The sequence below is a fragment of the Mesorhizobium sp. M0898 genome (assembly GCF_040319695.1).
Classification (GTDB): domain Bacteria; phylum Pseudomonadota; class Alphaproteobacteria; order Rhizobiales; family Rhizobiaceae; genus Mesorhizobium.
This window is the reverse complement of the sequence record NZ_JAMYOE010000010.1, coordinates 145,171-158,134: the sequence shown is the minus strand read 5'-3', so window position 1 is coordinate 158,134 and position 12,964 is coordinate 145,171. Positions and strand designations below refer to the sequence as shown.

Here is a 12,964-nt window from a genome sequence, read left to right as displayed (position 1 = left end):
GCAAGCTCGAAAGCGCTTGACCTCAACATGCCGAATAGAGAAGTGCTTCAGGACTGCTGCAACCCGGACTTTTTCAACACTATCGGTCGAACTCGGTCGTTCAGAGTGATTGGGTTTTGACCCAAGCATTCTGCAGCCAAGTGGAAACGCGCCTAAAATAAATAGTTAGAGCGGGATGCCCGCTTCAACTTGAACGCATCCCGCTCTAGCTGAAGCGGCTCCCGATAAGCCGGCTCCACTGCTCGCCCGCAAGGCCGTTCAGGAAGACTTGCGAGTTCTTCATCGCGTCCAAAAGCTCTGGATCGCGTGAATGTACCACCGTTGAGGCAACGGTCAGGAAAGCAATGCGTCGTCCAAGCATCGCCTCCAGAAGTGCAGGTTGAATACGTCCGCGCAGGCCGCTGACGCCGCGCGCGGCGGCGTGATCGATCAGGCAGTCAATCACCGGGCCCGCCTGGCCGGGGAGGGCGAAGATCTGCAGCACGCGACCAATTTCATACTTCCGTGCGTAGTAGGCGAAAGCGCCGACATTGGTGCCGACTGGCGACGTCACACAAACGTAGACAAGCTCCCCCAGATCCGGCTTTTGTGCCGCATCGGTCAGGATGTGGTCGAGTTGATCTTCCGTCCAGTCAGGCCGCAGGGCGAATTGAGCGGTAAACGGTTCGATGAGCCTGGCAAATGCATGGCTGTCGATTTCGGATGTACGAAATGCTCCGTGGCCTGCCCCGTCCACCGCCACACCCGACCAACGTCGTTCGCTGGACGTCATCCTTCTGCAGTAAAATCGGTCGACTGCACGCGCCAGCGGATTGAGCATTCCCGCAAGCGCCATGCGATTGGCGGAAAGGCTGAGCATGAAGGCCGCGGGGCGCATCACACGGACCCAGTCAAGGCTGTATTGCGGCAGGACCACGCCGCGCAGCCGGGTCCACAATTTCACGGAAATATCGTTGGCCGTCTCGCTGAAGGAGATGTCCTGCGGACCATCCAGGTAAGCTTTCAGCAAGCGGGCGCCGGCCAGCGGGTCGTGCTCATGGTCCTCGACCATGAGCGAGCTACAGATGGCCGCGCGTAGTTGCCGGCCGTTGAACGTCATCGGCAGGACGTGGACGCCGACAAATCCGGAGACGCGACCGGCGTCGTTGACATGGACAAGCGACCGGAGGTTGTCTGCGCAACCGGGCGCATCCAGATAAAACCGCTGCATGTATTCCACGAGAGAGGCCGGCGCTTCGGTCCTCTCCTTCAACAGCACGCGCTGAAACATGTTCGCAACTGCCGGGAGGTCGGCGCCTTGCAAGGCGCGAATGACGCTCAAGCCCGGCTCCCGCCACCAAAGTCCCATCCACCGAGCTTCCGGGCCAAGGCGACGCGAGGCACGAGAACATCGGGCGCGCGTTCCAACTCGACGCCCTTCAAGCCGTGCAACCTCGGCCAGTTGGCATCGCCCCGGTGACCGAACGGAGTGCTGAATTGCTGCGGCAAGGTGGAACCCTTTGCTTGACCGACGAAAAACCGGCGTCATTGCTGCTAGCAGATTCAGGTAAACCGATATTAAAGTCGTTGCTTTGAATGGTAGCGAACCGGGTTTGTCCGGCCCCATACCTGGACATCAGCAATTTTGGTTCCTGGCGGACTCTACACGACCAGCGGCATGAGTTGCGTGCTGCGCGCCGAACCAAAGTTTCGCGTGGCGGCTCTTGACTGGGAGCGCGGGCGTAATACGGTGAGGACAAATACCGGCTCCGACCGCCGGGCGGCAAGAATGCCTCGTATGCCTCGCCCTGCGGCGGTGGCTGCGGGGCATTGTCATTTTTGAGGCATTGCTTGAAACGACATATCGACATCGGCATTCTCTATTCGCGGTCCGGCAACTACCGGCTGGTGTCCGAATCCTGCCGTGCGGGTGCGATGAACGCCATCGCCGACGTCAACGCCGATCTCGCTATCCCATTCGAATTCATCCCGATCGAGCGCGACCCGCAGGGCAACATCGATCGCTATGCAAGCGGCTGCGCGGACATTCTCGCCAACAGCGGCGCGCGTCACATCATCGGCTGCGTCACCTCGTGGAGCCGCAAGGAGGTCATTCCAATCCTGGAAAGGGCAGGCGGCACGCTGTGGTACGCCTGCCCGTACGAGGGCTTCGAAGCCAACGAGCATGTCGTCTACACACACGCCTGCCCCAATCAGCATCTCGTACCGCTGCTCGCCTATGTCGTGCCTCGTTTCGGCGCCGATGGCTTCCTGCTCGGTTCCAACTACATCTGGGGCTGGGAGACCAACCGCGTGGCGCGCGACCTGATTGCGGACGCTGGCGGCAAGGTGCTGGGCGAACGCTATCTGCCGCTCGGCGAGGTCGATGTTGCGCGGCTGATCGCGGAGATACAGGCGACGAGACCTGATTTCATTCTGAACAATCTCATCGGCCCTTCTTCTTATGCCTTCATCGCTGCCTATGCGGAGCTTGGCCGGCGCGACCCGCATTTCAGGCCGGAGCGTTGCCCGATCCTGTCCTGCAATCTCACGGAATGCGAATTGCCGGCGCTCAACGGGGCAGGCGATGGCCACCTTTCCGTTGGGCCCTATTTTCACGACATCTCGGGGGCGGATCGCGGTGCGGTTCCAGTGCCTTCCGTCATGCCGGCCTCATCCTTCGAGGCGGCGGCTTATGCCTCGGTGCGCATGCTCGCCGAGATCCTCACCCTTAACCCCGGTGCACAATGGACGGACCTTCCCAAGGTCTTTTTCGAAACATCATTTCGAACGCCGCTGGGCGACATCGCCATCGACCAGCAAACCCAGCATGCTACCTTGCCGGTGCTAATCGGACGTATCGATGGAACATCGTTCAAAACGGTCACACTGACGAAGGGCGTGGCACCCGATCCCTACCTTTCCCGCTATGACCGGACGGAGACGTTCGGGCGGCCACGCCTGCGGGTGGTGTCGTGAGCAAGATGGCGCGTATCCCGAACCTTGGAGGCGCCAGGGCTTTTGTCCTGCATCGTCCACATCCGACCGTGCAGGCGATCACAAGGCAATTGTCGGCCATCGGCCTTGAGGCGATTGGCTTCTGGCCGGAACTGCCGGCCGAAGCCTTGGCGGCGGACTTCGTCTTCTTCGACGTCGATCTCGGCTTTGACGAGCAATTTCCGTGGAAGCCGGGCGAGGCGCCGATGCCGCTGATAGCACTGATCGGCTCCGAGGCGCCGGGGCGCGTCGAATGGGCATTGTCGCACAAGGCCGATGCGCAGTTGCTGAAACCGGTCGGCAATGCCGGCGTCTATAGCGCACTTTTAATCGCAAGGCAGAGTTTCGAGGCGCGCAAGCTTCTGGCCAGCGAGATTGCCTCGCTTCTTCAGCGGGTCGCGGAGCGCCAGACCATCGTACGCGCGGTAGAGGTCTTGTCGAAGGGCGCCGAGGACGGCCGTGCCTATGCGCAGCTGCGCTCGCTGGCGATGAGCTGGCAAATCAGTGTCGAGGAAGCCGCGCGCAGGATCGTGGCGATGACACAAGAAGAAGGCGACGATGACCAATCCGATCGCGCCTGAGCTTTCGGCCGCCGGGCGTATGCCAGCCAAGCCTCGCGCCGGCGTCTGGCGACGTCTGCTAAAACGGCCTCTCGCTTTGCTCGGCCTCGGGATTATTGCCGTTGTCTTGGCCGGCGCCATTCTTGCACCGTGGCTGACAGGCTACGATCCAAACGAGCAGATGTTCGACGGGCTCACGCTTGAAGGCGCGCCACTGCCGCCGGGAGCCCAGTTCTGGCTGGGCACCGACCTGCTTGGCCGCGACCTGCTGACCCGTCTCCTATTCGGCGCGCGCACGTCGCTGATCATCGGCATCGTCGCCAATGGCGTGGCGCTTCTGATCGGCACGCTGGTCGGCATCACCGCCGGCTATTTCCGCGGCTGGATCGGCAGCGCGCTTATGCGCTTCACCGATTTGATGATGGCTTTCCCGGCGCTGCTGCTCGCCATCTGCCTGGCGGCGGTGCTCCAGCCGAGCCTGTGGATCGTAGCCATGGTGATCGCATTGGTGAACTGGGTGCAGACCGCCCGCGTCATCTACACCGAGACGAGTTCGCTCTCCGAGCGCGAGTTCATCGATGCCGAGCGCACCATCGGCGCAAGCGCTCCACGTATCCTGTTCCGCCATATCCTGCCACATCTTTTGCCGACGATCATCGTCTGGGGCACGCTCGGTATTTCGACCACGGTGCTGCTCGAAGCGACGCTCAGCTATCTCGGCATCGGCGTGCAACCGCCGACCGCGTCCTGGGGCAACATCATCTTCGAGAACCAGACCTATTTCCAGGCCGCGCCCTGGCTGGTCTTCTTTCCCGGTGCGGCGATCCTGGCACTGGCGCTGGCCTTCAACCTGGTCGGTGACGCACTGCGCGACATCCTCGATCCGACGCAAAGGGGGCGGGCATGATCGCGTATCTCGGCCGCCGCGTTGTCCAGTCGGTGCTCATCTTGCTCGGCGTCTCCCTGATCACCTTTGCGCTACTCTACCTGCTGCCCGCCGATCCCGTCCGCCAGATCGCCGGCCGCAGCGCCACGCCCGAGACGGTCGAAAACATCCGCCGGCAGCTCGGCCTCGACCAGCCCTTCGTCGTCCAGTATTGGCACTATCTGACCAGCCTTCTCAGCGGCGATCTGGGGCGCTCCTACATTCAGCGCTCGGAGGTCACGGAGCTTATCGTCTCGCGGCTGCCGGCAAGCCTGCTGCTGATGGTCGGCGCCATTGCCTGCGAAGTCGTGATCGGGCTGACGATGGGCCTCATCGCCGCCGTCAAGCGTGGCACCGCCACCGACCAGTCGCTGATGGTCGCCTCCTTCGTTGGCGTCTCGGCGCCGCAATTCGTCGTCGGCCTGCTGCTGCTTTATGTGTTCGCGGTGCGGCTCGGCTGGTTCCCGATCGGCGGTTACGGCACCTGGCGTCATCTGGTGCTGCCGTCGCTGACCATGGGAATTCTCGGCGCCGGCTGGTACGCCCGCATGATGCGCTCGTCGATGATCGACGTGCTGCGCCAGGACTACGTGCGTACCGCGCGTGCCAAGGGTCTTGCACGCAGCGCCATTATCCTCCGGCACGCGCTGCCCAACGCCATCCTGCCGGTCATCGCCATGATCGGCATCGATATCGGCATCTTCATGGGCGGCATCGTGGTTGTCGAAAGCGTGTTCGGCTGGCCAGGCATCGGCCAGCTAGCCTGGCAGGCCATTCAGCGCATCGATATTCCGATCATCATGGGGGTCACCCTGGTTTCGGCATTTGCCATCGTGCTCGGCAATCTCCTGGCCGACACTGTCGCACCGTTCATCGATCCACGCATCAAGCTCAGATGAAAAACCAAGAAAACCAGAGAAAGGGAACATGACATGAGAAAATATCTGATATCGACCGTGGCGGCATCGGCGCTTGCGCTGGTGCTTGGGATGACAAGCGTACGCGCCGAAGACGCCGTCGATCCGAATGCCAAGCAGGGCGGCGCGATCACCATCACCTACAAGGACGACGTCGCCACGCTCGATCCGGCCATCGGCTATGACTGGCAGAACTGGTCGATGATCAAGAGCCTGTTCGACGGGCTGATGGACTACGAGCCGGGCACCACCAACCTGCGGCCCGACCTTGCCGAGAGCTACGAGATTGCGCCCGACGGCAAGACCTTCACCTTCAAGCTGCGTCACGGAGTGAAGTTCCACAATGGCCGCGAGATGACCGCCGACGACGTGAAATATTCGCTCGACCGGGTCACCAATCCAAAGACACAGAGCCCGGGTGCCGGCTTCTTCGGCTCGATCAAAGGCTATGACAACGTCGCTGCCGGCAAGGCGGAGAGCCTGGCGGGCATAACCGTCGTCGATCCCTACACGATCAAGTTCGAGCTGACCCGGCCCGACGCCACCTTCCTGCATGTCATGGCGATCAACTTCTCGCATGTGGTGCCGAAGGAAGAAGTCGAAAAATACGGCGCAGACTTCGGCAAACATCCGGTCGGAACCGGCGCCTTCAAGCTCGCCGAATGGACGCTCGGCCAGCGCGTCGTCTTCGAGCGCAACCCGGATTACTGGCACGAGGGTCTGCCGCATCTCGACAAGATCACCTTTGAGATCGGCCAGGAGCCGATCGTGGCGCTGCTGCGGCTCCAGAAAGGCGAGATCGACGTTCCCGGCGACGGCATTCCGCCGGCGAAATTCCAGGAGGTGATGGCCGATCCCGAGCAGAAGGCCCGTGTCGTCGAGGGCGGCCAGTTGCACACCGGCTATATCACCATGAATACCACCATGGCGCCCTTCGACAACGTGAAGGTGCGGCAGGCGGTCAACATGGCGATCAACAAGGACCGCATCGTCCAGCTGATCAACAACCGTGCGGTGCCGGCCAATCAGCCGTTGCCGCCGTCGATGCCTGGCTATGACCAGGAATTCAAGGGCTATCCCTATGACGTGGCCAAGGCCAAGGCCTTGCTTGCCGAGGCCGGGCATCCCGACGGATTTGACACGCAGCTGTTTGCCATGAACACCGATCCCAACCCGCGCATCGCGCAGGCCATTCAGCAGGATCTGGCGGCGGTCGGCATCAAGGCCAGCATCCAGTCGCTCGCGCAGGCCAACGTCATCGCCGCCGGCGGCGACAAGGCCGGTGCGCCGATGATCTGGTCCGGCGGCATGGCCTGGATCGCCGACTTCCCCGATCCGTCGAACTTCTACGGCCCGATCCTCGGCTGCGCTGGTGCCGTCCCGGGCGGCTGGAACTGGTCGTGGTATTGCAACAAGGAGCTCGACGCCAAGGCGGCCGAAGCCGACTCCATCGTCGACCCGGCCAGGGCTGGCGAACGCGCCAAGATGTGGAGCGAGATCTACGGCAAGATCATGGAAGACGCGCCCTGGGCACCGGTCTTCAACGAGCAGCGTTTCACCATGAAATCAACCCGCATGGGTGGCGCCGACAACCTCTACGTCGACCCGGTCCACATCCCGATCAACTACGACAATGTGTATGTGACCGATGTGCAATAACTGCGACTACACCATCCACGGGCGCCACCATCATTTCGGCTGGGACAATTCCTTTGTCCCGGCCGAACGGGTGGCGCCAGGGGCGACGATCGAGTTCCAGTGCCTGGACTCGTCCGGCGGGCAGCTGACGATGGAGAGCACCGTCGACGACGTTGCTTTGCTCGACTTTGCCAAGGTGAACCCGGTCACTGGGCCAATCTATGTCGACGGGGCAGAACCGGGCGATGCCCTGAAAATCACGATCGAGGCGTTCAAGCCGTCAGGCTTCGGTTGGACGGCGAACATCCCGGGATTCGGTCTGCTAGCGGATGACTTCTCCCAACCGGCACTGAATATCTGGAAGTACGACGCCGCCTCGCTCGAACCGGCGCTGTTCGGCAGGAGCGGCCGGGTGCCGCTCAAGCCCTTCGCCGGCACGATCGGCAACGCCCCGGCTGAGCCGGGTCTGCATTCGGTGGTTCCGCCGCGGCGCGTGGGCGGCAATCTGGACATCCGCGATCTCGCCCCCGGCACGGTGCTCTACCTGCCCGTAGAGGTCGCGGGCGCGTTGTTCTCGGTCGGCGACACGCACGCCGCGCAAGGCGATGGCGAGGTCTGCGGCACGGCGATCGAGAGCCCCATGAACGCCGTGCTGACGCTCGATCTGGTCAAGGATGCCCGGCTTCGGACGCCGCGTTTCACAACACCCGGTCCGGTGTCGCGGCATCTCGACGCCAAGGGCTACGAGGTGACAACCGGTATCGGGCCGGATCTGATGGACGGCGCCAGGAGCGCCGTTTCCCAGATGATCGACCTGCTCTCCGGCCGCTACGGCATGGATCCGGTAGATGCCTATATGCTCGTCTCGGTTTGCGGTGACCTGCGCATCAGCGAGATCGTCGACATGCCCAACTGGGTGGTTTCGTTCTACTTCCCCCGCTGCGTCTTTGAATGAAGGTGGAGGACATCAAACGATCCGGGCAGGCCGCCGCGGAGAGTGGCTCTGTCAGGCCGGTACTCAGCGTCTCAGGCCTGAGCGTCGCCGTGCGCGGCGAGGAGGGCGAGCGCGAGGTCGTCTCCGACCTGACATTCGGACTGATGCGCGGCGAAACGCTTTGCATCGCCGGCGAGTCCGGTTCCGGCAAGTCGATGACGGCGTTAGCCATTATGGGCTTGCTGCCACAGCCGGCGGCACGCATCGGGTCAGGCTCCATCCGGCTCGGCGATCAGGATCTCGCGGCTCTCAGCGAGAGCGGCATGCGCCGCATCCGCGGCGACCGTATTGCCATGATCTTTCAGGAACCGATGACATCGCTCAATCCGGTGCTGTCCATCGGCCGTCAGCTCACGGAGGCGATCGAGGCACACACCTCGATGTCGCGCTCCAACTCGCGGCTGAGGGCGCTCGAGGCGCTGAAGGCAGTCCGAATTCCGGATGCCGAACGGCGGCTCGAGCACTATCCTCACGAACTCTCAGGCGGCATGCGCCAGCGCGTGATGATTGCCATGGCTCTGGCCCTGAACCCGGACGTGCTGATCGCCGATGAGCCGACGACCGCCCTCGATGTCACGGTTCAGGGTGAGGTGCTGGAACTGCTGCGCGACCTGCAGCGCGAGCACGGCACCAGTGTTATCCTGATCACGCACGACATGGGCGTCGTCGCCGAGATGGCGGACCGCGTCATCATCATGCGCGACGGCCGGATGGTCGAGCAGGGCAGGGCGGCTGACATCTTCAATCGCCCGCAGGCCGACTACACACGCGAACTTCTGGCCGCTGTGCCGCGTATCGGCGGCGGACGGACGGCCGAAGACCGACAAGATGCCGCCAACATGCCGGCCGAGCTTGTATCTGTCAGCGATCTTCACGTCCGCTTCGACCTGCACGGCGGCTTCTTCGGCCGCGTTGACCGCAGGGTGCACGCGGTCGAAGGCGTGAGTTTCTCGATCGCGCCGCACGAAACCCTGTCGCTTGTCGGCGAATCGGGCTGCGGCAAGTCGACGACGGCCAAGGCGATCGCCGGGCTGGTGCCCTTCACCGGCAGCATTTCAATCGGTGGCCACGACCTGTCGGCGCTCAGCCGCAAGGAGCGCAAGGCTGTCCGCCGCAATGTGCAGATGATCTTTCAGGATCCCTTCGCGTCCCTCGACCCGCGCATGCGGGTCGGCGATCTCGTCGCCGAGCCTCTGCTGATCCACGGCCTCGGCGACGGAGAGCAACGGCATGCCCAGATCGCCGCCCTGTTCGAACGCGTCGGCCTCTCCGCTGACCAGATGGAGCGCTATCCCCACGAATTCTCCGGCGGGCAGCGCCAGCGAATCTGCATTGCACGGGCGCTGGCGCTGCGACCAAAGCTGATCATTGCCGACGAGAGCGTCTCTGCTCTCGACGTGTCGGTGCAGGCGCGCGTGTTAAGATTGCTGAAGGAGCTGCAGCGTGAATTCGGCGTCGCATATCTCTTCATCTCGCACGACATGGCGGTGGTCGAGAACATCTCCGATCGCGTGGCGGTAATGTATCTGGGGCAGATCGTCGAGATGGGCACCCGCGACCAGATCTTCTCCAACCCGCGCCATCCTTACACAAAGCGGCTGATCGAAGCCGTTCCGGTTCCCGATCCAGGCCGGCGTCGCGCCCGGTTCGCCCGTTTGGACAGCGAAATTCCAAGCGCTGTGCGGCGCATCGGTGACGAGCCCCGGAAACTCAAGCTCGAAGATGTTGGCGACGGCCACCTCGTCGCCACTTGATCGAGCTTAGGCTGCCTCGTCCAGCCAATCCCGCAGAGGCTCGGGGACAGCTGCATATGTGATGTTCGAGCGGCGGAAAATGATCGGCGATGGCGCTGCCGCGGCAGCGCCGTTCGGCGATGCCGAGTTGACAAGATCACCCGTTTACATCTGACATGTTAGCGTGCTAACGCTACGTCCACATTGATTACAACGGAGATCGCATTGGCTTCCCGCTTTGGTCTTTCGGTTGCCCTGACCACACCCTTCGACCCGTCGGGGCAGATAGCGCTCGCGCCGATGATCGCGCATGCCCGAGCCTGCCTTGGCGCCGGCTGCAGCAGCGCGACGCTGTTCGGCACCACCGGCGAAGGAGCCTCGGTCGGCACCGACGAGCGACGGATCGTCACCGAGGCCATGCTGGCGGCCGGTATTCCGCCACATCAGCTCGTCGCCGGAGTGCTGGTCGATGCAGCCGAAGATGCCGCCGATCAGGCCCGGCACGCTTTGCAGCGCGGCGTTCGCAACATTCTGCTCGCTCCGCCGAGCTACTTCAAGAATGTCGGCGAGGACGGGCTGTTCGGATGGTTTTCCGCCGTCTTCGCCGCACTCGGTCCGCTGGCGCGCGACGTGCTGCTCTATAACATCCCCTCAGTCACCATGGTGCCGCTCCCGCTTGGGCTGATCGGCCGGCTGCGCGCCGCCTTTCCCGCTGTGGTGGCCGGGGTGAAGGATTCCGGCGGGGACTGGAGCTACAGTGAGGCGCTGCTTGAGGCGCACGGCGATCTGGTGATCCTTATCGGCGACGAACGGCATCTGGCGAGAAGCGTGCGCCGCGGCGGACAGGGCGCGATTTCCGGCATGGCTAATTTTGTTACCGGCGAAATCCGGGCAATGGTCGAAAACGGGGGCGACGACCCACGCGTCGAAGACTTCGTGCTCGAATTGCTCAAATACCCGGTCACGCCGGCGGTGAAGGTCATGGTCGCGCACAAGACCGGCGACGAGCGCTGGCTGGCGGTCCGCCCGCCCCTGGAGGCGATCGATCCGCAGGGACAGCGGCAGCTTGCCGCTGCCTACGACAGGCTGTTTGCGACAGAGGCAGCCTGACCGACAAGGCCGGGCTGACCGACAAGGAAGCGAGCTGAAGTGGAAGACGGCAGCGAACCGATCACTCTCCGGGAGAAGGCCTATGCCAGCTTCACGCGGCATTTGCTGGCCCGCGATCTGCGGCCGGGGCAGTTCGTGTCACAGCGCGAACTGGTCGCTTTCACCGGGCTGCCGCTGGGTGCCATTCGCGAGATCGTCCCGCGTCTCGAGGCCGAGGGACTGCTGACCACCATCCCGCAGCGCGGCATGCAGATCGCGCATATCGATATCAATCTGATCCGCGAGGCGTTCCAGTTTCGGTTGTTCATGGAACGCGAGGCAGTGGCGCTATTCACGACCAGCGCTTCTGATGCCGAACTTGCCCGCATGCGGCGCGAACATGAAGAGATGCTGGCTCAAGCTCTCGGGCAGGCGCCGACGCCGGAAATGGAAGCCAAGGCCCAGAATATCGACTGGGCGATGCACGACACCTTCATCAATGCACTCGGCAACGAGATTATCGCCAAGGCCTATCTGGTCAACTCGGTGAAAATCCGGCTGATCCACCAGGAGCGTTTCCGCATCGACGGTCGTGTGGTGCCGGTGATGCGCGAACATTTGGCGGTCATCGAAGCCATGGAGAGCCGCAATCCGCAAAAAGCGGTTGAAGCGATCAGTCTGCATATCGACAATGCGCGCCGGCTGGCGCTCCAGATCTGAGGAAATATAGCCGCGCCGCGGTTCGCGGCGCATCCACAACGACAGCAACCGGGAGGAAGAAATGTCGTCCAATCTGTTCAACCCAACCAGGAGGCAACTCCTTGCCGGAACCGCGGCGCTAACCGCTGCCGGCCTTGTGGGGCTTCGCCCCGGCTTTGCCGCAGGCGTTGACTGGAAACGCTTTGCCGGGACGACGCTTGACGTCAATCTGGTGAAAAGCCCACGCAGCGACACCATCCTGAAATATCTCGCCGAGTTCGAGGAACTGACCGGCATCAAGGTCAATGCCGAGGCAACGCCCGAGCAGCAGCAGCGCCAGAAGACGGTGATCGAGTTGAGCTCGGGCAAGCCGAGCTTCGACGTCGTGCATCTGAGCTACCACGTGCAGAAGCGCCAGTTCGAGAAGGGTGGCTGGCTGGCCGACATCGCCGGCTATCTCGCCGATCCGTCGCTCACCGACCCGGCGCTGGTCGAAAGCGACTTCGCCGAAGCCGGCATGCTGTTTGCCAAGGACGGCCAGGGCGTGCTGCGCTCGCTACCGTTCTCGGTGGACTACTGGATCCTGTATTGGAACAAGGAGCTGTTCGAGGCCAAGGGCCTCAAATACCCAGAGACCTTCGAGCAACTGGTGGCAGCCGCCGAAGCGCTGACCGACCCCTCGACCAACACATACGGCTTCGTCGCCCGCGGGCTCAAGAACGCAAACACGCCGGTGTGGACGTCGCTGATGCTCGGCTACGACATGACGCCGCTAGATGACAAGGGCAAGCTGCGCACCGAGGCTCCCGAGGCGATCGAGGCGGCCGCGCTCTATCAAAGATTGATGACCAAGTCCGCCCCTCCGGGCGTTACCGGGTTCAACTGGGCCGAAGCACAGTCGGCCTTCCTGCAGGGCAAGATCGGCATGTGGCTCGACGGCGTGGGTTTTGCCCCGCCGATGGAAAATCCGGAAAAATCGAGGGTGGTCGGCAAGGTCGGTTACGGCGTGATGCCCAAGGGTCCCAAGGCGCATGCCTCGGGCACCTTCGGCGACGGGATTGGCGTTACCGCCGCCAGCGAGAAGAAGGAGGCTGCCTATCTGTTCTGCCAGTGGGCGGTATCGCCAACCATGGGTGCACGGCTGTTGCAGGCCGGCGCCGGCGTTCCGTTCCGCAAATCCGTGCTGGAGGATCCCAAGGTGCGCGAAGGCGTCACCATGCCGGCAAGCTGGCTTGATGCCGTGGTCGGCTCGGGCAATATCAGTCGGCTGGCACTGCCGGTCATCATCCCGGTCACGGAATTCCGCGACATTTATGGTGTGGCGTTGACCAACATGATTGCCGGCGCCGATCCAGCCGCGGAGCTGAAGAAGGCCACCGAACAGTTCCAGCCGGTTCTCGACAGGAGCGAGCAGGGCTGATGTCGGCCACCAC

General features: G+C 62.9%; 11 protein-coding genes. 10 read left to right on the top strand and 1 reads right to left on the bottom strand.

From position 1 onward, the window contains the following. Positions 1–205: 205 nt before the first annotated feature. Positions 206–1,321 carry a hypothetical protein gene (locus NKH90_RS14400; RefSeq protein WP_352819893.1) on the bottom strand — a complete coding sequence of 372 codons (1,116 nt, stop codon included), beginning with the start codon at positions 1,319–1,321 and terminating at the stop codon, positions 206–208. Between the two features lie 509 nt (positions 1,322–1,830). On the opposite strand from NKH90_RS14400, the gene NKH90_RS14395 reads away from it, so the two are divergent. The 10 genes from NKH90_RS14395 to NKH90_RS14350 all read left to right on the top strand — a co-directional run bounded on the left by NKH90_RS14395 (position 1,831) and on the right by NKH90_RS14350 (position 12,951). Then, a complete protein-coding gene (locus tag NKH90_RS14395) occupies positions 1,831–2,958 on the top strand; it encodes a transporter substrate-binding protein (protein ID WP_352819892.1) in 1,128 nt (375 codons plus the stop codon). Next, a complete protein-coding gene (locus tag NKH90_RS14390) occupies positions 2,955–3,557 on the top strand; it encodes an ANTAR domain-containing response regulator (protein ID WP_352819891.1) in 603 nt (200 codons plus the stop codon). The genes NKH90_RS14395 and NKH90_RS14390 overlap by 4 nt, the downstream gene beginning before the upstream one ends. Before the next feature lie 19 nt (positions 3,558–3,576). Further along, positions 3,577–4,443: an ABC transporter permease gene (locus tag NKH90_RS14385; protein ID WP_198023515.1), complete on the top strand. Its 867-nt coding sequence runs from the start codon at positions 3,577–3,579 to the stop codon at positions 4,441–4,443. After that, positions 4,440–5,360 (top strand): ABC transporter permease, encoded by a 921-nt coding sequence (locus NKH90_RS14380; protein ID WP_352502518.1) that lies wholly within the window; start codon positions 4,440–4,442, stop codon positions 5,358–5,360. The genes NKH90_RS14385 and NKH90_RS14380 overlap by 4 nt, the downstream gene beginning before the upstream one ends. Positions 5,361–5,393: 33 nt before the next feature. Further along, positions 5,394–7,037, top strand: coding sequence for an ABC transporter substrate-binding protein (locus NKH90_RS14375; RefSeq protein ID WP_352819890.1), 1,644 nt, complete (start codon positions 5,394–5,396; stop codon positions 7,035–7,037). Then, positions 7,027–7,971 (top strand): acetamidase/formamidase family protein, encoded by a 945-nt coding sequence (locus tag NKH90_RS14370; protein WP_352819889.1) that lies wholly within the window; start codon positions 7,027–7,029, stop codon positions 7,969–7,971. Before NKH90_RS14375 ends, NKH90_RS14370 begins: the two co-directional genes overlap by 11 nt. 11 nt (positions 7,972–7,982) lie before the next feature. Further along, positions 7,983–9,764 carry an ABC transporter ATP-binding protein gene (locus tag NKH90_RS14365; protein ID WP_502898841.1) on the top strand — a complete coding sequence of 594 codons (1,782 nt, stop codon included), beginning with the start codon at positions 7,983–7,985 and terminating at the stop codon, positions 9,762–9,764. A gap of 204 nt (positions 9,765–9,968) precedes the next feature. Further along, complete coding sequence (locus NKH90_RS14360) at positions 9,969–10,853, top strand: dihydrodipicolinate synthase family protein (RefSeq protein WP_352819887.1); 885 nt, start codon at positions 9,969–9,971, stop codon at positions 10,851–10,853. 39 nt (positions 10,854–10,892) lie between these two features. Then, positions 10,893–11,552 carry a GntR family transcriptional regulator gene (locus tag NKH90_RS14355; protein ID WP_023674176.1) on the top strand — a complete coding sequence of 220 codons (660 nt, stop codon included), beginning with the start codon at positions 10,893–10,895 and terminating at the stop codon, positions 11,550–11,552. 61 nt (positions 11,553–11,613) lie between these two features. Next, positions 11,614–12,951: an extracellular solute-binding protein gene (locus NKH90_RS14350; RefSeq protein ID WP_023674177.1), complete on the top strand. Its 1,338-nt coding sequence runs from the start codon at positions 11,614–11,616 to the stop codon at positions 12,949–12,951. Positions 12,952–12,964: the final 13 nt, after the last annotated feature.

Excerpts from the sequence above, each read along its gene's own strand:
- NKH90_RS14385 (WP_198023515.1), top strand. The coding sequence starts at position 3,577 with ATGCCAGCCAAGCCTCGCGCCGGCGTCTGGCGACGTCTGCTAAAACGG.
- NKH90_RS14380 (WP_352502518.1), top strand. The coding sequence starts at position 4,440 with ATGATCGCGTATCTCGGCCGCCGCGTTGTCCAGTCGGTGCTCATCTTG.
- NKH90_RS14375 (WP_352819890.1), top strand. The coding sequence starts at position 5,394 with ATGAGAAAATATCTGATATCGACCGTGGCGGCATCGGCGCTTGCGCTG.
- NKH90_RS14370 (WP_352819889.1), top strand. The coding sequence starts at position 7,027 with ATGTGCAATAACTGCGACTACACCATCCACGGGCGCCACCATCATTTC.
- NKH90_RS14350 (WP_023674177.1), top strand. The coding sequence starts at position 11,614 with ATGTCGTCCAATCTGTTCAACCCAACCAGGAGGCAACTCCTTGCCGGA.